Source organism: Corynebacterium freneyi (assembly GCF_030408835.1).
Lineage (GTDB): Bacteria > Actinomycetota > Actinomycetes > Mycobacteriales > Mycobacteriaceae > Corynebacterium > Corynebacterium freneyi.
The window spans coordinates 906,162-925,471 of record NZ_CP047357.1 but is presented as its reverse complement, the minus strand read 5'-3'; the positions used below and the strand labels follow the sequence as shown (position 1 = coordinate 925,471).

The 19,310-nt window shown below is 67.9% G+C and carries 40 protein-coding genes; 4 read left to right on the top strand and 36 right to left on the bottom strand.

All coding sequences use genetic code 11. The features are described from left to right. Positions 1–10: 10 nt before the first annotated feature. From CFREN_RS04255 to CFREN_RS04090, 34 genes are all read right to left on the bottom strand, one after another. The gene (locus tag CFREN_RS04255; RefSeq protein ID WP_209653610.1) at positions 11–454 is read right to left on the bottom strand and encodes a phage terminase small subunit; all 444 of its coding nucleotides are present in this window, start codon (positions 452–454) and stop codon (positions 11–13) included. A 170-nt stretch (positions 455–624) separates the two neighbouring features. Beyond that, positions 625–897, bottom strand: coding sequence for a hypothetical protein (locus tag CFREN_RS04250; protein ID WP_209653612.1), 273 nt, complete (start codon positions 895–897; stop codon positions 625–627). A gap of 503 nt (positions 898–1,400) precedes the next feature. Next, entirely contained in the window at positions 1,401–1,850 is a 450-nt protein-coding gene (locus tag CFREN_RS04245; RefSeq protein WP_209653614.1) for a hypothetical protein, read from the bottom strand. After that, positions 1,847–2,128 carry a hypothetical protein gene (locus CFREN_RS04240; protein ID WP_209653617.1) on the bottom strand — a complete coding sequence of 94 codons (282 nt, stop codon included), beginning with the start codon at positions 2,126–2,128 and terminating at the stop codon, positions 1,847–1,849. The genes CFREN_RS04245 and CFREN_RS04240 overlap by 4 nt, the downstream gene beginning before the upstream one ends. Then, on the bottom strand, positions 2,121–2,774 hold the full coding sequence (locus CFREN_RS04235) for a hypothetical protein (RefSeq protein ID WP_209653619.1): 654 nt from the start codon (positions 2,772–2,774) through the stop codon (positions 2,121–2,123). The genes CFREN_RS04240 and CFREN_RS04235 overlap by 8 nt, the downstream gene beginning before the upstream one ends. Next, positions 2,761–2,997, bottom strand: a complete 237-nt coding sequence (locus CFREN_RS04230; protein WP_209653621.1) for a hypothetical protein — start codon at positions 2,995–2,997, stop codon at positions 2,761–2,763. Before CFREN_RS04230 ends, CFREN_RS04235 begins: the two co-directional genes overlap by 14 nt. Then, positions 2,994–3,188, bottom strand: coding sequence for a hypothetical protein (locus tag CFREN_RS04225; protein ID WP_209653623.1), 195 nt, complete (start codon positions 3,186–3,188; stop codon positions 2,994–2,996). Before CFREN_RS04225 ends, CFREN_RS04230 begins: the two co-directional genes overlap by 4 nt. After that, entirely contained in the window at positions 3,185–3,541 is a 357-nt protein-coding gene (locus CFREN_RS04220) for a DUF433 domain-containing protein (protein ID WP_209653625.1), read from the bottom strand. Before CFREN_RS04220 ends, CFREN_RS04225 begins: the two co-directional genes overlap by 4 nt. Then, on the bottom strand, positions 3,525–3,815 hold the full coding sequence (locus tag CFREN_RS04215) for a hypothetical protein (RefSeq protein WP_209653628.1): 291 nt from the start codon (positions 3,813–3,815) through the stop codon (positions 3,525–3,527). The genes CFREN_RS04220 and CFREN_RS04215 overlap by 17 nt, the downstream gene beginning before the upstream one ends. Positions 3,816–3,940: 125 nt before the next feature. Further along, positions 3,941–4,324: a hypothetical protein gene (locus tag CFREN_RS04210; protein WP_209653630.1), complete on the bottom strand. Its 384-nt coding sequence runs from the start codon at positions 4,322–4,324 to the stop codon at positions 3,941–3,943. Further along, positions 4,321–4,539 (bottom strand): helix-turn-helix domain-containing protein, encoded by a 219-nt coding sequence (locus CFREN_RS04205; RefSeq protein ID WP_209653632.1) that lies wholly within the window; start codon positions 4,537–4,539, stop codon positions 4,321–4,323. The genes CFREN_RS04210 and CFREN_RS04205 overlap by 4 nt, the downstream gene beginning before the upstream one ends. After that, positions 4,536–4,784, bottom strand: a complete 249-nt coding sequence (locus CFREN_RS04200; RefSeq protein ID WP_209653634.1) for a hypothetical protein — start codon at positions 4,782–4,784, stop codon at positions 4,536–4,538. The genes CFREN_RS04205 and CFREN_RS04200 overlap by 4 nt, the downstream gene beginning before the upstream one ends. A gap of 9 nt (positions 4,785–4,793) precedes the next feature. Further along, the gene (locus tag CFREN_RS04195; RefSeq protein WP_209653636.1) at positions 4,794–5,000 is read right to left on the bottom strand and encodes a hypothetical protein; all 207 of its coding nucleotides are present in this window, start codon (positions 4,998–5,000) and stop codon (positions 4,794–4,796) included. Next, positions 4,997–5,176: a hypothetical protein gene (locus CFREN_RS04190; RefSeq protein WP_209653638.1), complete on the bottom strand. Its 180-nt coding sequence runs from the start codon at positions 5,174–5,176 to the stop codon at positions 4,997–4,999. Before CFREN_RS04190 ends, CFREN_RS04195 begins: the two co-directional genes overlap by 4 nt. Further along, complete coding sequence (locus tag CFREN_RS04185) at positions 5,173–5,436, bottom strand: hypothetical protein (RefSeq protein ID WP_209653641.1); 264 nt, start codon at positions 5,434–5,436, stop codon at positions 5,173–5,175. The genes CFREN_RS04190 and CFREN_RS04185 overlap by 4 nt, the downstream gene beginning before the upstream one ends. Further along, the gene (locus tag CFREN_RS04180; RefSeq protein WP_209653643.1) at positions 5,426–5,770 is read right to left on the bottom strand and encodes a hypothetical protein; all 345 of its coding nucleotides are present in this window, start codon (positions 5,768–5,770) and stop codon (positions 5,426–5,428) included. The genes CFREN_RS04185 and CFREN_RS04180 overlap by 11 nt, the downstream gene beginning before the upstream one ends. After that, complete coding sequence (locus CFREN_RS04175) at positions 5,767–6,054, bottom strand: hypothetical protein (RefSeq protein ID WP_209653645.1); 288 nt, start codon at positions 6,052–6,054, stop codon at positions 5,767–5,769. Before CFREN_RS04175 ends, CFREN_RS04180 begins: the two co-directional genes overlap by 4 nt. Positions 6,055–6,073: 19 nt before the next feature. Then, on the bottom strand, positions 6,074–6,709 hold the full coding sequence (locus CFREN_RS04170) for a MerR family transcriptional regulator (RefSeq protein ID WP_209653647.1): 636 nt from the start codon (positions 6,707–6,709) through the stop codon (positions 6,074–6,076). Then, on the bottom strand, positions 6,702–7,097 hold the full coding sequence (locus tag CFREN_RS04165) for a hypothetical protein (RefSeq protein ID WP_209653649.1): 396 nt from the start codon (positions 7,095–7,097) through the stop codon (positions 6,702–6,704). Before CFREN_RS04165 ends, CFREN_RS04170 begins: the two co-directional genes overlap by 8 nt. Then, on the bottom strand, positions 7,094–8,227 hold the full coding sequence (locus CFREN_RS04160) for a hypothetical protein (RefSeq protein WP_209653652.1): 1,134 nt from the start codon (positions 8,225–8,227) through the stop codon (positions 7,094–7,096). The genes CFREN_RS04165 and CFREN_RS04160 overlap by 4 nt, the downstream gene beginning before the upstream one ends. 29 nt (positions 8,228–8,256) lie before the next feature. After that, complete coding sequence (locus tag CFREN_RS04155) at positions 8,257–8,721, bottom strand: single-stranded DNA-binding protein (RefSeq protein ID WP_209653654.1); 465 nt, start codon at positions 8,719–8,721, stop codon at positions 8,257–8,259. Next, a complete protein-coding gene (locus CFREN_RS04150; protein WP_209653655.1) occupies positions 8,721–9,644 on the bottom strand; it encodes a hypothetical protein in 924 nt (307 codons plus the stop codon). The genes CFREN_RS04155 and CFREN_RS04150 overlap by 1 nt, the downstream gene beginning before the upstream one ends. 9 nt (positions 9,645–9,653) lie before the next feature. Further along, a complete protein-coding gene (locus CFREN_RS04145) occupies positions 9,654–9,800 on the bottom strand; it encodes a hypothetical protein (RefSeq protein WP_209653657.1) in 147 nt (48 codons plus the stop codon). After that, positions 9,797–10,015, bottom strand: a complete 219-nt coding sequence (locus CFREN_RS04140) for a hypothetical protein (protein ID WP_209653659.1) — start codon at positions 10,013–10,015, stop codon at positions 9,797–9,799. The genes CFREN_RS04145 and CFREN_RS04140 overlap by 4 nt, the downstream gene beginning before the upstream one ends. An 8-nt stretch (positions 10,016–10,023) precedes the next feature. Next, positions 10,024–10,422, bottom strand: a complete 399-nt coding sequence (locus tag CFREN_RS04135) for a hypothetical protein (protein WP_209653661.1) — start codon at positions 10,420–10,422, stop codon at positions 10,024–10,026. After that, positions 10,422–10,652 (bottom strand): hypothetical protein, encoded by a 231-nt coding sequence (locus CFREN_RS04130; protein WP_209653664.1) that lies wholly within the window; start codon positions 10,650–10,652, stop codon positions 10,422–10,424. Before CFREN_RS04130 ends, CFREN_RS04135 begins: the two co-directional genes overlap by 1 nt. Continuing rightward, on the bottom strand, positions 10,649–11,596 hold the full coding sequence (locus tag CFREN_RS04125) for a hypothetical protein (RefSeq protein ID WP_209653674.1): 948 nt from the start codon (positions 11,594–11,596) through the stop codon (positions 10,649–10,651). Before CFREN_RS04125 ends, CFREN_RS04130 begins: the two co-directional genes overlap by 4 nt. After that, positions 11,596–11,793, bottom strand: coding sequence for a hypothetical protein (locus CFREN_RS04120; protein ID WP_209653676.1), 198 nt, complete (start codon positions 11,791–11,793; stop codon positions 11,596–11,598). The genes CFREN_RS04125 and CFREN_RS04120 overlap by 1 nt, the downstream gene beginning before the upstream one ends. Then, positions 11,790–11,981, bottom strand: coding sequence for a helix-turn-helix domain-containing protein (locus tag CFREN_RS04115; protein WP_209653679.1), 192 nt, complete (start codon positions 11,979–11,981; stop codon positions 11,790–11,792). Before CFREN_RS04115 ends, CFREN_RS04120 begins: the two co-directional genes overlap by 4 nt. A 1-nt stretch (position 11,982) precedes the next feature. Next, a complete protein-coding gene (locus tag CFREN_RS04110) occupies positions 11,983–12,204 on the bottom strand; it encodes a hypothetical protein (protein WP_209653681.1) in 222 nt (73 codons plus the stop codon). Next, complete coding sequence (locus tag CFREN_RS04105) at positions 12,201–12,359, bottom strand: hypothetical protein (protein WP_209653683.1); 159 nt, start codon at positions 12,357–12,359, stop codon at positions 12,201–12,203. The genes CFREN_RS04110 and CFREN_RS04105 overlap by 4 nt, the downstream gene beginning before the upstream one ends. After that, positions 12,356–12,532: a hypothetical protein gene (locus CFREN_RS04100; RefSeq protein ID WP_209653685.1), complete on the bottom strand. Its 177-nt coding sequence runs from the start codon at positions 12,530–12,532 to the stop codon at positions 12,356–12,358. The genes CFREN_RS04105 and CFREN_RS04100 overlap by 4 nt, the downstream gene beginning before the upstream one ends. 569 nt (positions 12,533–13,101) lie before the next feature. Then, on the bottom strand, positions 13,102–13,866 hold the full coding sequence (locus CFREN_RS04095; protein ID WP_209653687.1) for a phage antirepressor N-terminal domain-containing protein: 765 nt from the start codon (positions 13,864–13,866) through the stop codon (positions 13,102–13,104). An 82-nt stretch (positions 13,867–13,948) separates the two neighbouring features. After that, positions 13,949–14,224: a helix-turn-helix domain-containing protein gene (locus tag CFREN_RS04090; RefSeq protein ID WP_209653690.1), complete on the bottom strand. Its 276-nt coding sequence runs from the start codon at positions 14,222–14,224 to the stop codon at positions 13,949–13,951. Between the two features lie 140 nt (positions 14,225–14,364). Here CFREN_RS04090 and CFREN_RS04085 point away from each other — a divergent pair, with 140 nt between their 5' ends. The 4 genes from CFREN_RS04085 (at position 14,365) to CFREN_RS04070 (ending at position 16,880) form a co-directional block, all read left to right on the top strand. Further along, the gene (locus tag CFREN_RS04085) at positions 14,365–14,850 is read left to right on the top strand and encodes a helix-turn-helix domain-containing protein (RefSeq protein WP_209653692.1); all 486 of its coding nucleotides are present in this window, start codon (positions 14,365–14,367) and stop codon (positions 14,848–14,850) included. After that, positions 14,840–15,229 (top strand): ImmA/IrrE family metallo-endopeptidase, encoded by a 390-nt coding sequence (locus CFREN_RS04080; RefSeq protein WP_209653694.1) that lies wholly within the window; start codon positions 14,840–14,842, stop codon positions 15,227–15,229. The genes CFREN_RS04085 and CFREN_RS04080 overlap by 11 nt, the downstream gene beginning before the upstream one ends. After that, positions 15,226–15,648, top strand: a complete 423-nt coding sequence (locus CFREN_RS04075) for a hypothetical protein (RefSeq protein ID WP_209653696.1) — start codon at positions 15,226–15,228, stop codon at positions 15,646–15,648. The genes CFREN_RS04080 and CFREN_RS04075 overlap by 4 nt, the downstream gene beginning before the upstream one ends. A 101-nt stretch (positions 15,649–15,749) precedes the next feature. Then, positions 15,750–16,880 (top strand): tyrosine-type recombinase/integrase, encoded by a 1,131-nt coding sequence (locus CFREN_RS04070; RefSeq protein WP_209653698.1) that lies wholly within the window; start codon positions 15,750–15,752, stop codon positions 16,878–16,880. Positions 16,881–16,931: 51 nt separating this feature from the next. On the opposite strand, the gene CFREN_RS04065 is transcribed toward CFREN_RS04070, so the two are convergent. Both CFREN_RS04065 and CFREN_RS04060 read right to left on the bottom strand, forming a co-directional pair. Beyond that, a complete protein-coding gene (locus CFREN_RS04065) occupies positions 16,932–18,119 on the bottom strand; it encodes an acyl-CoA dehydrogenase family protein (RefSeq protein ID WP_209653701.1) in 1,188 nt (395 codons plus the stop codon). 154 nt (positions 18,120–18,273) lie between these two features. Further along, the gene (locus CFREN_RS04060; protein ID WP_083291725.1) at positions 18,274–19,305 is read right to left on the bottom strand and encodes a YdcF family protein; all 1,032 of its coding nucleotides are present in this window, start codon (positions 19,303–19,305) and stop codon (positions 18,274–18,276) included. Positions 19,306–19,310 lie beyond the last annotated feature (5 nt).

Below are 19,310 nucleotides of genomic sequence, written 5' to 3'. Positions count from 1 at the left end.
CCTCCCGGTGTCAGGGGACGACTTTGAGCCGCGCCCTGACTTCGTCCACGCGGGATCCCGTCCCTTCCGTCTCCGGGTCGTCGTCCTCGCGTACGGTCGTGCCCTCGATCTCCCATTGCAGCTGCATGATCGCCCTCGGCGTGAGTCCGAGGCGGTCTTCCAGGTTGGTAAGGACATTCCAGAACCCAGCCACCTTCGATTCCTGGTAGCCAGGATCGGTGATTCTTTCGCGAAGAAGGAGGTAGCGGGCGACGATCTCGTCGGCGCCCATTTTCTCCCACATGACGGCCTGCGGTAACGCCCAGATGTCAGCCCAGCCTTCGGCGGGAATGCCGCCGAGGGGCCACTCCGGGGCGGGCCCGGGGCGGCCGGCGGCGGGCAAAAGCGTCGTGTTGGCTCTCGGCGCGTTTCTCCGGCGGCGTTCGCCGTTGGGTTTCGGCGGTGGTCCGGGCATGGGCCTCACCTCCATGATCTAGATCACAAATGCCATTTGCTGGAACCCGTACACAGCCCGAGACACCTCCCCCGCGGCCGAGCGTGGTGGGGGCGGGGCGGGGGACTCCCCCAGGGTGGGCTGCACACCCTCTACATCAGGGTGGCCTAACCCCGCCCTGTCACTGGGCTTCACTTCCGATACCGCATGCCGGTCGTCTGCCCGTGCCGCGAATTGCACGACCTGCACAGCACCGTCAGCGACTGGCCCAGCGCCCCACCGTCGCCCAGTGCGTGTTCGTGCTCCGCTGTCAGGGAGCCCGGTGCCACCGTGTGCGGCGGTCGGCCGTAGCCGGGGCACCACCACCCTCGGCGCCGGACCCATGCGTCGACGGTCTGTCGCCGGCGCTTGCGCTCGGCGTGCGTCCCGCCGGCGATCTTCGTCGGCACGGTGCGCTTCTGCATGAGGTCATGCTCCCGGGCATGCGCGGCGCACCGGCCAACCCGGACCGCAGTGTCCGGGCACCCATGCACCGTGCACACCTGTGGTGCTCTGCCCATGAGTCACCTCCGGGATGTCGTATTGCGGGACGCGCGCGATGGGCGACTGCGCTGGCGTGTCTGGTTGTTGTGGCGTGTGCCTGTGCGCGCGTCCCTGGTGTCGTCGTCCCGTCGTGAGTGGGTGCCAGCCTGGTGCTGGTCGACGACTGTGCCCCGGTGTGGTGGGGGCCCGGGTTGTGTTGGGGGGTGGTGTTGGTGGGGCCGGGTGGTGTCGGCCCCCGGGGGTTGTTGTGTCCCCCGGGGGCTTGTTCGGCGGCCCCACCTGGCCGACCCTCGCCGCCCGTGTGTGGGCGGGGGTGCGCATGAGAAAACCCCCGTGGAAGCCTGGGCCTCCCGGGGGTTCACTACTGCGCTGCGTACAGCATACACCATGGGTTGTTGGCGGCTGGTCAAGAGTTTTCAGTCGGTCATCGCTCGCCCCATCGAGCACCGCAGGTGGGACAAGTTCGGATGACATCGCACGTGGTCGCATCGGGGGGCGGCTCATCGTGGGCGACAGTGCGGGTGGTGTAGAAGGTTTCTCCGCCCCATAGGGCCCTGAGGTTGTTGTATTCGCTGATCGCTTGGCCGGTGAGGTAATCGAGTGCTTCTACGGATTCGTCCTGGGTGTCCTTGTCCGTGGGTTCTGGGGGGAGTTCCCAGGGGAAGCATCCGACGGTGCCGCATCCGGGGCAGGTGGTGAATGCGGCGAAGGGGCGGATTGGGTAGGTGCGGTGGGCATTACGTTGCAGCTGGCTGGGGTGCTTCGCTGCTTCTTCCTCCGCGGCCCTGTCGATGTGCCACCTGTCGGTGGCGTGCTTGCCGACTGCGAGGGTGACGATAGCGGCGATCACTGTCCCCCAGATGATGATGGTCACGGGTCACCTTCATGCTGTGTTGGGTGATCTTCCCATTGGTTCCCCGCGACCTTCACCCATTGCCGCTTGGCTACGCGGGCGGCGCGGGCTCGACTGCGGTACAGGCGTGGGCCGTCGCTGATTCTTTCGTCTACGTCGCCGCGCCGGGCCCATGCGTTATCCCACGGGAAGAACCGTAGGTACTTCTTCCATGCCCTCATGCCGTTGGGGAGGGTTGGCTGCCAGCGGGTTTCGCCGAGCGGGTTGATGAGCTTGGTGACGAACCGTTGGTCATCCATCGGTGGTCTCCTTGGTGATGTGGGTGTGGATGTCGCCGAGCTTGTAGATGGGGCGGCCGGTGGTGTCGGTGTACTTGGTGATGACGCCGGTACTGCCCCAGTAGCGGATGGTGCCGGCGGGTACGTCGTATCCAGCTTGGGTGAGGGCGCGAGACAGTTCCGCCGCCGTGCCTGTGGTGGCTGCGGCGGCGGGGTTGAGGGTGGTGGGCTTCGGCGTGGGGGGTGGGGGTTCGGCGCGGTCGGCGAGGATGCGGGCTTGTTGGGCGATCTCGTCGGCCGCGTCGGTGGCGTACTCCCTCGACGCGAGGAGGTGACGCCACTCGTAGAGGCGGTTGGCTTTGGCGTGGGTGGTGCGGTCACGCCGTGCGGCCCATGCCCTGGGGGTTTCGTCTGCGCCGTCCACGTGCTCGCCGAGGTAGTCCGCGGCGAGGTTGCCGAGCCACCCGGCGAGGACCTGGTCCGCTTCGTGCAGCAGGTCCAGGACGGTGATGGAGCAGGGTGGGCGGGGGCCGTAGACCGGCCGGTGCCACACCCCATCGCCCGCATTCGACCCGGGCTGTAGCTGGGCGTGGAGGGTGCGGGCGCAGCGGGCGATGGTGAGGAGATCGCGGGCGAGGGTTTCGGTCTGGTCATCAGTCAGTGGCATCGGCATCCTTGAGTGCTTGGCGTGCGGCGCGGACGTGGTCGCCGGTGGCGATGACGACCACCGGCCCCTGCCAGGTGATGTCGAGCCGGTAGGCGACGGGGGCGGGCAGCGCGGCGATCATCGGGGAAGGGAAATCGTCGTGGCGCGGCAGCGCATCAGTGACGAGAGTGTCGGGGTCGAGCGCGGCAAGTTCATCACGGGTGCGGATGATCTGCGGGGTCATGCTTCCTCCGTTGTCTGGTTGTCGGTGTCCACGAACGTCAGATCGCTCACCAGTGCCGGGCGGGTACAGATGCCGAGCACCTCAAACGGCATGGCATAGATTGCTGTGTCCCCGGAAACCCTGACCACCAGCACGCGCCCGTGGTGGGGGTGGTCGGCTAGTTTCCATCCTCCGGGCAGGTGGGTGGTCATGCTTGCTCCTTGTGGTTGGCGCGTAGCCACCGGATCGCGCCCAGCGGCACGGTCGGGTAGCACTCGTGAATCCACTCGTCCGGCTCGGGGAAAAGGCTGGTGATGCATTCGACGGGGACGCGGGTACCCCGAATGCACGGCTCGCCGCCCATCACCTCGTGGTCGATGGTGACGTGCCCGGCCTTGTGGGCGATGCGCATTCGGGAGACGCACCCGGCGAGGATCAGGCAATGCAGATGCCGGCACGCCCCGTCGAGGGTGTGCCACAAGATCCCGTCGTCATCGTCGATCTGCTCCCATTCGTTACCGAGTAGCATTTCCACGCACCAGGCGCGGTCAGAAGTCCCAGTCATCGGGGTCGTCCTCCGGGAACGGGTCTAGTGGTGGCGGGGTGAATCCGAGTGCCGTCATTGCGTCGGCGGCGCGGCGTTGGCAGTTGGTGTGCCACCCTTCGGCGTTGACGTAGCCGACGCAGGCCGTGGGGCACGTGAGGATTTGAAACAGCCGCCAGATCACCTGCTCGTCCCACCTCCCGAGTCCGGGGAAGGCGTCGGCGAGTGGTGCGGTGAGGGCGTCGGCAATCTGCTTCGCGTCGAACTCGGGGTCGTGGCGATGGTGTTTACCCATGGGTTTCCTTTGCGTTGTCGCGGTCTGTCATGGCGCGCACCCCATGGTGGTTTCGGCGACGAAGGCGAGGAATCCGCAGATGGTGATGAGGGCGATGAGGGCCGCGAAGCGGCGGGGAATGTCATTCATGCTTCCTCCGGGGTGGTGACGTAACGGCGGACGATGCGGGCCATTCCTTCTCCGCGATCTGCGATGTCTGATTGTGGGATTGGGTCGGGCCACCACGCGATGCGGTGGCTGTCGTAGGGGGCGAGGTTGCGTCCGTCATCGTCCTCGTACAGCCACTTATCGCCGACGCGGTTTTGCACGGCGTATTCGGCGCGCATTCCGGCGATCATGGCGGCCATCCCCGGGGCGGCGACGATCAAGGCCCCGTCCTCCTCGTACACGTAGTCGGCGACATGCTCCCACCCGTCGCCGTCCACGGCGGCGACGTTTCCGGTATCGTCCCACTGCCATTCTCCGGGGGCCGCGCCGTCGAGTAGGTCGCGGGCTTCATCGGGGGTCACTGGTCGGCCTCCAATCCGAGTAGGGCGTGCAGGGGGCGGCGGGGGACGGCGTAGGCCCTCCCGGCCCGGATGATGGGGAATCCCACGTCTTCGCCCCGGCGGGCGGCGGCGCGGAGCGTGGGGGCGGTGATCCCCACCAGACGGGCGGCCTCCTCGATGGTCATCACGTGGTCGTGCCTGCGGCGGCCCCAGCCGCGCAGGGGTTCGGTGCTCACTGGTCGGCCTTTCGTCCGGTGTGGATGATCGTGTACGGCTCGAACCCGTAGTAGGGAAACCCCGTCTCCCACCATCCCGCGTCCGCGCCCCACACGTGCACATCACCGTCACAGTCGATCGCGGTGATTTGGTCGCGCCCGGATTCGCGGCACGCTAGGGTCAGCGCGTCCGAGTCGTCCCACTCGCTGCCTTCGGCCAGGGTGTTCGGCGGCACGGCGTCGGCGGGAATCTGCTGGTCAGTCATTTTGGTCTCCTAGTAGTCGAGGGACGGCCACGGCGGGCAGCCGGGGTGATCGCACGGCGCGACGGGGGTCGTCACCGTCGTCGTCGCCGTTGTGGTGGTGGTCGGGGTGGGGGCGGGGGCCGGTTCGCGGACGGCGGAAAGCGCAGCGACCAGCGCCACAGCAGTGATCGCCGCCCACACAAGCCCGGCGACAGTCGAGCGGGTGGTCGCGGTCAATCGTCGTCCTCCTCGTACAGGTCATCGTCAGCGTCTCGGGGCTCCTCGCAGAGACGAAGGCCGTTGCGGCAGCAGCCCGGCGAGCAGTTCGAGAACGAGTACCCACGTCGGTTGGGGTACGGGTGCGGCCGGTAACGGCCGTAGTCGTCGTAGTCGTCAGCGGGCGACCAACTCATTCTTCGTTTCCTTCGTGGTCGTTGGGGGTTTCCCAGGGGTCGCAGCACCACTCGTCACGCAGACGGCACGTGCTGCACGGGTCGGCGTCGGATGGGGCGGGCATGGGTGGTTCCTGCTGTTCGAGGTCGATGCCGAATACGTCGGCAATATCCGCCAAGTACGCGGAGGCAAGCTGGCGCATGGCAGCTCGGCCTTCTGGTGATTGGGCCAGCGCTTCGATCCCTAGAGCGAGGAAGTCGGGGAGTTCTTCATCGGCCATAGCAAGCTCGAAATCTCTCGTGCGCTTCGATGCGGGCCTGGGCTTTTGCGAGTTCCGCGGCACCTGCAGCGGTTTCGGCGGTGATGTTGATCTTCACGCGCGGTTTGGGGCGTGCCTTGAGTGCTGCGGTGCGCGCTTCGTAGGCGTGGCGTTCCAGCTTCTCGACGTGCTGCCGCTGTGCGGTGGTGGCGCGTCGGTGGGCGTAGGCCAGGGCGTCGGCCCAATCCGAGAATCGTCCGACGTTCGGGTCGATGGGCAGGCGGTCGTCGTGGACTTCCCAGACCCGGCCGAAGCCGTGCTGGAAGGTTCCGGTGACGCTGACGTGGTTGCTCACTGCTGGTCACCTCCCTGCGTGTCGTTGTCGGCGCCGCGGGCCTTGTTGCGCATGTCGCGGGCAACCTGCTTCATCCAGGTTTCGCCGGCGACGGTGGCCTTCTCCCCCAGCTCGGCGGCGAACTGGGAGAGCTCCTGGGACAGCAGCGTCATCGCGACGGGCCGGGGGATGATGCCCGGCGTGATGGTCATCGACACGGTCATGGCGTCGTCGGTGATCGCCAGCGTTCCTTCGACCGGCGGGGTGGTGTTGAGGTCGAAGATTCCTTCGCGCGGGGTAGTCATGGCGGGTCCCTCCTGGTGGTTAGGCGGATTTGTGGGTCAGGCGGGCGGAGATGTCGCCGAGGCGGTAGAGCAGGCGCCCGGCGCGGGTGGCGCCCTGCGGGGTGATGTGTCCGCGTTCGCGCCACTTGCGGATTTGGTCGGTGGTGCACCGGTAGCCGAGGCCGTCGAGGACGGTTTTTGCTTGGGCGGCGGTGACGAGCTGCTCGGCGGCCTCTGGGGTCATGCAGCGTGCGGTGGGCTGGGCGGCTGGGGTGTCGCTGGGTGGGTCGACGTAGGCGACGATGCGGGCGGTGATGTGGTCGATTTCGTCGGCGGCGTCGGGGCCCCATTCGCGTTGGGCGACGTGGGAGACGACTTGTCCGAGGCGGGCGGCGAGGTGCCCGGGGTGGCGGGTGGGGCCGATGAACCACGCGGGGGGCAGGCCGAGGTCGCTGGCGAGGTTGGTCAGCCATCCGTGGAGGATCTCCTCGGCTTCGGTCTGCAGGTCGAGGGGGTGGAGGTTCATTGGCGGGCGGGGGCCGGGGAGGTTGGGGGCGCGGCCGGCGTTGTCGGTACCGCCTTGGCTGCGGGTTTTGGTGCCGTTGAGGCGGGGGGCGTAGCGGACGATCAGGGCGAGGTTCCTGCCGAGGCGTTCGGCCTGGGTGGCGTCAAGCACGCGGTTCTCCCTTCGTGGTGATGGTGAGGTAGAGGCGGGATTCTCGGGGGCCGGGGGCTTCGCGGGATGGCGGGTCGATGGTGGGCATGTGCTTGGTCATCAGGTTCGGGGTGTCGTCGGCGGTGAGGCCGGCGTCGACGAGTCCGTCGCAGGCGGCTTTGAGGGTGGGGACGAGGTTGTCGGCGTCGCGGCGGCGTCGGTCGCGGGGGACGTAGTGCAGGGCGACGGTTGCGTGGTCGACGCCCTGGGGGAGCTTGGCGTTGCGGGCGAGGACGTTGGTGGCGTAGCGGACGTCGCGGACGGTGTCGGCTTTGCGTCGCCAGTGCATGCGTTGGTTGGCCGTGAGGGGCGGTAGGGCGTATGGGAGCCACAGGGTGTACTCGGTCATGCTGTGCGCCTTTCTCGGGCGTCTGCGGCGGCTTTTCGCGCGATTTCGCGGGCCTCCTGCGCGGCGCGCTCCCTCTCCTCACGTTCGGTGATCTGCTGCATGACGATCTCGGAGTTGCGGTCGGGGTCGTGGGTGCAGCGGGTCACCGGCTGGACGTCGAGGATCCACCCGCCGTCGTCGCACAGCTCGCAGCCGTCGATGGCGGTGCGGCGGGCTTCGGCGGCTTGCCGGCGTTCGGTGGCCCGTGCCCAGGAGGCGCGTTCGGCGGTTTTGCGGGCGTCGGCGCACCCACCGCACGGCGGGGGGAATGGGTCGCCGATGTGCGTCGCGCATCTCGCGGCGCCGGGGTCGTCGAGCCACGCGTCCGGGATGGTCTGAGAAATCTGGGGAGGGGAAAAACTAGGCTCCTCTCCCCCAGTAACGTTCCCGACCACCTTTCCCCCCAAGGTTGAGAGTTGTGTGTTGGGTGTTGCTGTTGCTGTTGCTGTTGAAGGGCTTGGGTTAACCGATGGGTTACCGGAAGGGATGCCTTCACCCTTAACCGATGGGTAAACCGAAGGGTTACCGGAAGGGTCAACGGAACCCTTAACGGAAGGGCTCGGGGAAGGGTTAACCGAAGGGTTGCCGGAACCCTTAACCGATGGGTTCCAGCATGGGTAAACCGAAGGGTCAATCGAGTCCCCGGCCATCAACTCCGACAGCTCCTGCGACCCCCACCCCTTCATCCCCGGACGCTCCCGCTTGAGCCGATTCAGCTCATGCACGAGGACCCCACGGATCCCCGCCGACGCAACCTCCGCCGCGGCGCGTGCAGCGGCGGTGGCCATGTTCGGCATCTTGAGGAGATCGTCATTGCGGTGGAACGACCTCACCAGATACTCCTCGGTCTCCTGGTCGATGACGACGTACAGGTGATGGGCCAGCTCGGCGCCGGCGTTTTCCACCACCTCCACGTCATGACCCTGGGCGAGCGCGGCGAGACGGTTGGGCCGCCAGTCCCCCACACCGGCGCTGGTGAGCGTCGGGTGGGTCAGCAGCAGGAAGTAGAGCCACTGCGCCGCCGGGGTCAGCGCCCGAAATGCATCGTCGTTCCAGATGCTGAGTCGGATCTGGGCATATTCACGAGCCACTGGCGGACTCCTTTCTCACTAGTCGTTGGTCACCACGGCGGCTGGTCGCCGTCATTGTTGGGCTTGGACGACGCCCACGGATCCGGGCGGGTTGCCTGCCCACCGGCCGGGCGCCCGCCACCGCCGCGCGGGTTGCGGATCACCTGCGCCGTGGCGAACTTCAGCGACGGACCGACCTCGGCGTCCTTGATCTCGTAGACGGTGCGCTGCTGCCCCTCGCGGGTTTCGTACGACCTCTGATGCAGCGTGCCGGTGACGATGACGCGCATGCCCTTGACCAGCGTTTCCATGACGTTTTCCGCCTGTTCTTTCCAGACGTTGCAGGTCAGGAACACCGCGTCGCCGTCCTCCCACTGGTTGGCGTCGCGGTTGAACACCCGGGGCGTCGACGCCACGCGGAAGTTCGCCACCGCTGCACCCGACGGGGTGTAGCGCAGCTCCGGATCAGAGACGACGTTGCCGACCAGCGTGATCGGAGTGTCTCCCTGCGCCATTACTGCTGCACCTCCGCGGCGATCTCGGCGGCCCGCTCGGTCCACGCCTCACGAAGCACCGCAAGTGCGGCCTCGTCGTCGCCGAGCTTCGACACGTGCGCGCCGACCTTGGTCTGCATCTCCTCCTCGGATCGCGACGCGACCAGCCCGTCGAGGAGCTCGCGGAGCATCGCGTTGCCGTCGATGACGGCCTGCGCGTCGACGGCCGGGGCTTCCTGCATCTCGGACACGTCGACGGGGGCCTGCTCGTCCTGGCGGGCGTGCATGCGGCTGCGAGCAGCCTCAATCGCCGACACCGCACCACCGCCGGCGGTCGGCCGGTCCGCGCGCGTCGCCTGCGCCTGGACGGGCTCAGACAGGCGGAGCTCCTCGACGCTGTAGGCGATGCCGGACAGGATGTGCGACCCGAGGCGGCGGCAGACCTCGGTGGCGGACTTGGCGTAGAGCATCGCCGCGGGAATCTGCTTGTACAGGCTGTTCTTCGTGTACCCGGCCTGCTGGGCCATGTCGATGGTCCACCGGGCGGTGTACGTCTCGCCGGTCGGGGCGGTGCCGACGACGGTGACGGCGGTGTCGGTGTTCTCGGTGACGTCGAAGCGGTAGCCGTGGGCACGGAGCAGGCCGACCATGGTGCGGGCCTCGACGCCGGGCTTGCCGTTGATGACCATGACCTGCTGCAGCGACTGGATCGCGTTGAGGCCGAGCTCGGCGCCGTAGAGGATGGCGGCCGCGCCGTCGTGGGGCTTGCCGCGGTACTGCTTGGGGACGAGCTCGGTGGAGCACATCGCCTCGGCGACCTGCATCGCCGCGCCCATCGCTTCGGCCTGCTCCTTGAGGGAAGCCAGGGCCTGCGAGCTGGACGGGGTGGTCAGGGGCATAGCTTCGCCCTGGTGGGCGGTGTCGGGGACGTTCGGGGTGGTCATGGTGGTCTCCTAGATGTAGGTGGTGATGAGGATTGCCAGTGCGGCGATGACGCCGACGGCGACGACGATGAGGTACGGCCACGGACCCGGATCGTCGTCAAACGGCGCGCCATGCAGGCGCTTGTAGTCGCGGGGGAACCGCGGGTCTTCGGTCACAGGTGCTCCTTGATGACGTCGCGCACCCACGTCGGAATGCGCTTGTCCTGGTACTGGGTGCGGCCGTGGGCGACGGCTTCGGCAATGCCCAGGTGCTCGACCTGGCTGGCGTCGTCCAGCTGCTCCCACCTTCGGGGCGTGTAGAACGGGTTGCGGCGCTGCTGGCGCTTCTCGTACGCCTGGTGCAGGGCAACCGCGGCTTTGATGACGGTCACGGGGGCTCCTAGCTGGTGATCGGGGTGCGGGTCAGCAACGTCGCGGCGACCTCCGGGGGCAGCACTGCGAAGCGGTCGCGGTTGCTGGTGGTGATCAGTACGTCCCCCGGCCTGGCGCGGTGGTACGACCCGTCCTGCAGCGCAATCCGCACCTCGCGGATCGCCCCGCCCTGCTTGCGGATGATCTGCCAGTCCGCGCGGTGCGGGAGCACCGCATGAAGCACGGCGTCGACCTGGTCGTCGCTGAACGCGGCCGCCGCCAGCGGAAACACCGTCGCCGCGTACACAGCCAGCTGCGGCTCCACCCGCACGAACGTGCCCGGCAGCGGATTACCCAGCTTGCGCAGCGCATCACCGCGCGACCGGGCGCGGAGGGCGTGGTGTCCCTCGCGGATCTTTCGGCCCATCAGACGTCACCTCCCGTGCGGCCCGCCGGCAGCGGCATACCGCACTTGGTGTGCGCCGCTTCCAGGGACTGCACGAGCTGACGTCCCTTCTCGGTCAGGCGGATGGGGCCGGACATCTGCACCCACCCGCCCCGGCGCAGGGAGCCGAGCAGCGACGGGTGCACGACCGGCTCACCGACAGCGGTGTAGATGCGCCACACGCCATCGAGGATCTGCGGATTCGTCGTCACGCCGCCACCGCCTTCGGCAGCGGCACGTGCCGCAGCTGCACGCCTCGTTTCGTAGCGACGCGCTTGGCGAGGACATGCCCATCGGGGTCGATGGCGACGGCCGCGCGGCCCATCTCCTCCAGCAGCCGCGCTCCGGCGATCTCCGCGTCCTTGTCTGCGGCGCGTTTGGCGGCGGAGGCGTCCTTCGACGCGGTTTTCGCCCGATCCCACGCGGCGGCGAGATCAGCGTCGACGGCCACCGGGGCGGCGTCGTCGTCAATGTCCGGGTGCCGGAGCTTCGCGATGCGGTAGTCATTCGGCGCCGTCGGCGTCGGCGGTTGCCCGTCGAGCGTCGCGATGAACGCGTGGACGCTGGCGACGAGGTCCGCGGCGAAGTCGGCCACGTACGGCACCTCGAATTCGCGCCACTCGTAGTACGGTCCGGCGACGACGATGATCGCCGGGTACTGGGTCAGGCCGGAGATCAGCATTTCCCAGGTCTCCTGGATCAGCCAGTCCACCGGCAGCGTCTCGGCGGTGAGGTTCTGGAATTCCTCCCAGTCCCGCACCGTCTTGAACTGCACACACCTGGAAAACCGGGGCCCGCGGGAGCGGTTGACCATGGTGGCTACCCGGTCGAGCGTCGCCGCGTTGTCGAACCCGAGGTGCGGATTCTGCACCTGCACCTCTCCGCGCGACAGACGCCACTCGGGATTGCGCTCGGCCCACCAGTACGCCAGGGCGTGCTCCATGGCGTGGCCGGTGAGGAACCGGTCTTCCATGCCGGGCTCGTCGATGCGGATGCCGTTCATGGTGTTCCACACGCTGTAGGGGGTGGCCCAGTGGCTTTCGCCGACGATGCCGGCGACTTTCGACGCGGTGACCAGGCGAGCCCATTCGTCGGTGCCTGGCTTCGCCGGTTGGCGGACGACGCACAGGGACGTCGGGGTCGGGGTGGTGGTCATCATCCCCACCCCGCATCCAAGGCCGCGCGGAGGTGCTGGTCGGCTTGGTGGCCGATCCACAGCACAACCGCGCACGCAATGATCGTGGCGACGACGATCTTGGTGATCGTCCACCAGCGCGGCGGGCGGGGCCGCTCCATCACACCCACCGCGTAGGCCAGGGCCAGGTCGTCCTCGGTGATCTCGTGCCGATTCACGCCGCCACCTCCTGGCGGGTCATCCATTCGTCGAGGTCGGTGCGGCGGGCGCGCCAGCCCATGCCGAGGTGCTTGGTGGCGGGCAACCGGTTTGTCTCCCGGCGGGCCATGCGGGACAGCTGGGAGGAGTCGATCCGCAGGTACTCGCAGATTTCGGGGCCGGTCATGTACGGCTCAATCGTGGCCATGTCAGTCCTCCTGGTAGAAGTCGTCGGCCCAGCCGGTGGTGTCGTCCCGCGTGGCGGTGACGATGCCCGGCAGGGCGGTGAGGTGCGCCGTGATGACGGCGCGGATGTGATCAGCGCGGGGGCCGTCGATACCGAGGCACGCGGCGTCATGCAGAGCCGGGAGCGCCTGCTGCACGAGGCCGTCGATCTTCACGGCGACCCGCTCATCAGTCGAAGGCCTCATTCGGTGACCTCGATTCCGTAGGTGTCGGCTTGGTCGCGGATGATGCGGCGGGCGCGGGTCAGCGATGCGGCGGGCTCACCCGGGTACTCGTACCGGCGGAGCAGGTCGTGCACCCATTGCAGCGTCTCCGGGTCGGGGCGGAACATGTTGCTCATGCCGCCACCTCCGGCCACATGCCGGTGCGGGTGAGGTGGTCGAGGGCGTCGACGGCGTCGGCCATGGTCGGAAGCGGCCCGTGGCTCGTGTGCCCGGCGGGGTGGACGGCGACGTACCCGCCGGGGCGAGCGGTGATCGTGCCGGGCAGCCCGGCGAGAATGGTAGGATTCACGGTGATCTCCTTTGGTAGGGAATCGATCGCCCCGCGCCGTGGCACCGGTGCGGGGCTTCTTCTTGGTTTGGTGTGCGCAGCGTGCCGGCCCCTCGCAGAAAGGGGGAAGGGGCCTGTGGTGGCTTGCTTGACGGGGTCGAACTTCCCGCTTGACGCACGATTGGAGGGGCGGGGGCCCGGTGGCGCGGGTTGCGCCTAGTGAGCCGGGGTGAACCAGGAGGGCTCCTGACTTGGGGAAGCCCCGCCCCTGGTGCCCGCGTGCGGACTCGAACCGCGCCCCACTCCCGCGTGGGGCCCAATGCGCGGGCTTGGATTTGTGTTCGCGCTGACGGTTACCACGTCCCGGGCGCGACCCTCGGGACGGTTCCAACGCCCACCGCGTGCCACCCTTGGTGCAGTTCAGGGGGCCAATAGCCGCGGTAAATCGCGCCAGCGCTCTCCTCTATTCAGTTCTCAAACATCACCCCGGCCACCATCGGCCGGTCAGTGCCTAGCGGGGCCATCGAATCCCCACGCCCGCCAATACCCGGGCCTAGGCCAAAAACGTCACAGTGACGATTCGCCCACCATCACGCGGGCACCTCGGCGAAGTAGGTGTCCCAAACCTTCTCCATCAGGGGCCGGTCGGCCTCCGTGTAGCCGTTGACCCGCCTCACCTGCCCGTTGGAGACGTTGAGGTCGTACTTCTCCGGCTCCCGCCCATGCTTCTCGACGTAGGCCTTCTTCAGCCGCTTGCCGAACACGCCGGCCTTCGCGGCCATCTGCTTCTTCGACAGGTTCTTTTCCTTGAGGAATTCCTGTGCGTACAGGGGGCGCGACGCGGGGTCGAGTTCGGAGGCTTCGCCGAGTCCGCGGGCGAGGATGATGCGGGCGCGGGCTTCGAGGTGGTCGGGGTGGATCAGGCCGCGTGCGGCCTGGGCGAGTTCCATCTGGGCGCGGGCCTGGAAGATGAGGGCGTTCATCTGGTGCTCGTCGGCGCGGGGGTTGATCGCTCCGCCCTGCGTCCAGTACGACTCGATGACGTCGGCGATCTCCGCCTGGTACGCGACCACGAGCGGGCGGGCCTCATCGGACACTCGGTTCTCGTCGATGGTGGCGAGCCACATCGTGAGAGTCCGAACATCAATGACGGTCGTCTCCTGCGGCCCTCCCTTCGAAGGGATGGTCATCTTGACCATGCCTGCCCAGGACTTGCCGGACAGTCGGCGCGACTGGCTGCGGTAGTCGAGTCCGATGGATTCGACCAGCGGGCGGAACACCACATGCGGGGTGCCGTCAACATCAACGGCCTGGACCTGGTTCCCGTGGAACGGGATGGTGACGATGGAAGACATCGTGTACACTCCTTCGTGTTGGGTTTTTCTTGTTCCCCGTCGTCCGTTACCGCGGACGGCGGGGATTTTCTTTTTGTCTCGGCTACGCGGCGACGCCGGTGGCGTGCCGGTAGACGCGGGCCTTGCGACGCTGGGCGATCTCTTCGGTGACGACAAAGGCGTCGTCGAAGCTGACGGGAAAAGTCAGCAGGACCGTCCCGATGAAGCGGCCAGTAGCCTCGCCATCTCCGGCGAGCCACCGAGAGGCAGTGGACTTATCCACGCCCATCTCGGCAGCCACGGCAGTGACGGTGCCGTAAGCCTTGAGCAGTTCATCGACCCATTCGCCGCGGACGCGGGTGGTCTTGACCGTGTGCATCCGTCCTCCTGGTTCTTGCGGTGGAACCCGATGTTCCTTCGCTGGAACCGAAGCTAGCACAGCAGGTTTGAACTATGCAACCCCAAGTTGCATTGCTGGAATGACTTGCGCAGTTGCAACCCTGCAACTATGCTGGTGGCATGACCGAAACGCGATGGTGGAAATACATGCAAGGGTTGATGGGCGAGCAGTCTCAGCTCGACGCCGCAAATCAGATCGGCATCTCGAAAAGCAACATCACCCGATGGAAAGACGGGGCACGCGCCGCCCCGGACTTCGTGGTGAAAGTCGCCCGCGCGTACGGGGCAAATGTCCTCGAAGCACTGGTGGAGGCCGAGTTCATCACTGAAAAGGAAGCCAAGCTTCAACAGGTCCGTACGGGAACTCCTTTGGAGGAAGCAACCAATCAGCAGATATTGCGCGAAATCCTCCGCCGCAGCGGACCCGAAGCCACGTACCTCTTCGGGATGGGTGATGAGCAGATCAACCCCGACGCCGATGTCCTCGACCTGCCGCGACGCTCTGACGACACCCCCGCGATCCGGGCGGTGTCCGACGATGACCTCCCGTACGTGGCTGACTCCAGCCCCGATCATCCGGAGGAGGACATCGAGTTTGACGATTGATGACCTGCACGACCTAGCCGCCGCCATCGGTGCCCGCGTCGAATCGCACGCCGCGGGGCCGAAAGGCCGGTACGTCCACCAGACCCGCACGATCAGCATCCGCTGCGATCTCGGCCCCACCCGCTACCGCTGCACCCTGGCGCATGAACTCGCCCACGCCATGGCCGGCGACGAGCCCACGGGCATCGGATGGGCGGACGCCCGGATGGAGCGGGCGGCGGACATCACCGCAGCGCGGTGGCTGATCACCGAAGACGCCTACGCCGCGGCGGAAGCGCTCTACGGCCCCCACCCCGGGGCCATCGCCCGCGAGCTCGGCGTCACCCTCCACATCCTCCAGGTGTGGCAATCCCTCTACGAAAGGACACGAGCAGCATGAAAAAGCTCACCGTGATCGCCGCAGCCGCGGCGCTCGCACTGGCCGGCTGCGCCGGAGCGGACGCCGAGCAAGCCCCCGACCGGGCCGACACGGAAGACGCCAACGTCATCGGCGGCAACAGCCCCGTCGCCGACATGACCATGGCCGAAGTGGAGGACGCCTCCATCGAGATGTGCAAGAAGGAGCTCGTCGACAAGGTGCGCGTCCCCGACGGCGACGTCGAACTGACGGACGTCGCCCTCGAAGATCGCGGCGCCGAAGAGAATCACGCGATGTACGTCGTCGAGGCACGGGCTTCTTACAAGGTGCCGAACGGCACTCAGATGGATGATGTCGAGTACGTCTGCGCTGCGGCCTTCATCACGGGCGGGCACCAGCAAGGAACCGCGGTCCGGCTCGGTCAAACCCTTTTCGACTAGCCCGCCAACGAAGAACCCGGCCCTGCCGCATGCCTGGACAGCGATGCGCGGCAGGGCCGGGACTACCGCCCCACGTAGGGGCAGCAAGGAGAAGCGTACCCATGCCGCAGAAACGAATCCGCAACGGGAAGATCCGGTGGGTGGGCCGGTACCGTGACCCCGCCGGCCGGGAGCGGTCCCGCACGTTCGACACCCGCCGTGAAGCCGCCGCATGGGAGCACGAGCGTGAACGTGAAATGCGCCGCGGCGAATGGGTGAACGCCAGCGACGCGCCGACGCTCGGCCAGCTCTGGGTGTCATGGGAGAAAGCAGCATCGACGGACGGAACCCGGGCGGTGAGGCACCGCGTCGGCAAGAACCTCGGAGACTTGTACGGCGTGCAGATCACCCGCATCAACGCGGCGATGCTGCGCACGTGGCTCGTGCATCTGCGTGATGGTCGCCCGTGGGTCGATGGGTGCGTAGGGCTTGCAGAGAACACGCGGGCCGCGTGGTGGGGGCAGCTCGTTGGGTGCTTCGGCATGGCCGTTGATGATCAGCTGCTGCTGGCGTCGCCGACCAGCCGGGTGCGTGGGCCTCGGGCGTCGTCGTCGATTGACCCGGCGAAGCTACCGACGGTCGAGTCGGTAGCGGCGGCGATTCGTCGTGCGGACGAGTCGGGGCGGGAGGTTCTAGCGACGATGATTATGCTCGCCGCGTGCACCGGGATGCGGGCGGGTGAGGTCGGGGGCCTGCGGCCACGAAGTGTCGATCTGCGGGGAATGGTGGTGCATGTCGTGGAGCAGTCGGTGGTCAAGCGTGAGGGGCGGGAGCCGGAGTGGGCACCGCTGAAATCGGCGGCTGCCCGGCGGTCTATCCCGATTCCTCCAGCGATGAAGGTACGGCTGGCGGGCCACATGCTGGCGCACCCGGCAGATGCGGATGATGTGCTTTTCCGGACGCCGACGGGTCGAGGGTGGACATCGGAGCACATCTCCCACGCGATGAAGGCACTCGGGGGGCCGCGGTTCCATGACCTCCGACACCTGTATGCGTCGTCGCTGATTCGCCGCGGGATGGGGGTGAAGGCGGTGCAGGCGATGTTGGGGCACGCGTCGGCGACGCTGACGCTGGATACGTACGCGCACCTGTGGCCGGATGAGCATGAGCGGGTGCGGGACGCTGCCGGCGGATTGCTGGGGGATGTGCTGCGGGACCAGTGCGGGACGGACGGCGATGAGCGGTCGGTGTGAGACGATGAAACGCCCCCACCGGGAATGGTGGGGGCGTTTTGTTTGTGCTGGTTAGCGCTTGTTCTTGCCCTCGGCCAGGAGCTGACGGCCGACGACCATGTTGCAGACCTGGTTGGTGCCCTCGTAGATCTGGGTGATCTTGGCGTCGCGCATCATGCGCTCGACCGGGAAGTCGCGGGTGAAGCCGTAGCCGCCGAAGAGCTGCACGGCGTTGGTGGTGACCTCCATCGCGACGTCCGAGGCGAAGGCCTTGGCGGCGGCGGCCATCAGGCCGAGGCGTCCGCCGCCGTCGGCGGAACCGCGCTCGGCGTTGGACGCGGCGGTGTACACCATCAGGCGGGCGGCCTCGATCTTGGTGCGCATGTCGGCGAGCATGAACTGGGTGTTCTGGAAGGCGGCGATCGGCTTGCCGAACTGCTCGCGCTCCTGCACGTACTGCACCGCGGCGTCGTAGGCGCCCTGGGCGATGCCGAGGGCCTGCGCGCCGATGGTCGGGCGGGTGTGGTCGAGGGTCTCGAGGGCGGTCTTGAAGCCGGTGCCCTCTTCGCCGATCATGCGGTCGGCGGGGATGCGGCAGTCCTCGAAGTAGAGCTCGGCGGTCGGCGAGCCCTTGATGCCCATCTTGTGCTCGAGGCCGCCGACGCGGAAGCCGGGGTCGTCGTCGCGGACCATGAAGGCGGAGATGCCGTTGGCGCCCTTGTCGGGGTCGGTGACGGCCATGACGGTGTACCAGGTGGAGATGCCGCCGTTGGTGATGAAGCACTTGGAGCCGTTGAGGACCCACTCGTCGCCGTCGCGGACGGCGCGGGTCTTCATGCCGGCGGCGTCGGAGCCGGCGCCGCGCTCGGTCAGGGCGTAGGAGGCCATCTTGCCGTTGGCGATGTCCGGGAGCACCTGCTTCTTGAGCTCCTCGGAGCCCTTGAGGATCAGGCCCATGGTGCCGAGCTTGTTGACGGCCGGGATCAGCGACGACGAGCCGCAGACGCGGGCGACTTCCTCGATGACGATGCAGGCGGCGACGGAGTCGGCGCCCTGTCCGCCGTACTCTTCGGGGACGTGGATGGCGGCGAAGCCGGCGGCCTCGAGGGCGTCGCGGGCTTCCTGCGGGAAGCGCTCGTTTTCGTCGACGTCGGCGGCGTGGGGGGCGATCTCCTTTTCGGCGAGGTCGCGGATGACGGCACGCAGTTCCTGGTGCTCTTCCGGCAGCTGGAACAGGTCGAATCCGGGGGTAAGTGCCATTGGGGTGATCCTCCGTGCGGTGGCTTTTTTCGGTCAGTGGTCGAGCATATCCATTAACGCGCGTTAACGAGGCGGGTTTGGTGGCGCAGCTCACCCCCGCGGGTGGTGTGCGGGTGGTTTTTGCTTGACGACGCCGACCTTTTCGCCATCCGCCTCAGACTTTGCGCGGTGGCGTTATGACCGTCGTCGCAGGCCAGCGAGTCTTTCCGCCGTTTCCGAGCGCCCAGGCGCCGAGAATCGCGGCGCCGGCGACGATGCCCGGGGCGGGCCACCATGTGCCCAGGGCGAGGAATTCTCGGAGCATCGACGTCGCCCAATACTGCGGCGGGGTGGGTGACCCCTCCACCCGCCAGTGGGCATTGCCCGCCCGGCGTGCCAGCGATCCGGTCCGGAACACGTGGAAGTCGCTGGTGACCACGGTGACGGGGCCGCGCTCGACCATTGGTCGGGCGTTGGCCAGGTTCTCCAGCGTCGACGTCGAATGGGGCTCGAGTCGGACGTCGGCGATGCCGCGGTCGCGGAGCCAGTCGCCCATCACCTCGGCTTCGGAGGGGCCGCCGTCTTCGCCGACTCCCCCGCAGCAGATCACGGTGACGGGGCCCGGGGTGCGCCGTGCGACCCGTTCGGCCCGCTCCAGGCGGTACCGCAGCAGAGATGACGGTCGGCCGTCGCGCAGCGCGCAGCCCAAGACGATGACGGTGCGGGCCGGCCCGGTGTCGCGCCGTGCCCACGTGCAGCGGGCGACGTCGAAGATCGGGAGCATGACGCCGGGGGCGGCCAACCCGGCCAGGGCTACCGCGGAGGCGGCCACGACGGCGGGATGGGCGGATCGATGCGACCGACTTTCCTCGACGCCGCTTCTCGCCGCGACGCCGCCTCTCATCGCTGCGCCACCCCTCGGCGTGGCGCCGCCCCGCGCCACGACACCGGCTGCGGCGACCGTGGCCGCACCATAAGCCGTACCGACGGCGGGCAACCCCCATGTCGGCGGCCTGCGATTGGGCAGCTTCGGCGGCCGCATCAGCGGATCCCGCCACGCGACGATGCCGCCGACGACCAGCGTCGCGGCCATCAGCAGGCCGGGTATCGCGGCCAGGGCGGCGAACACCGGCCTCGGCACCCACGCGGCAGCACGGCGGTGGCGCGCCGCCCGGCGACGTCGGCGGGGCGTCGTGAAGCGAACCATGGCCC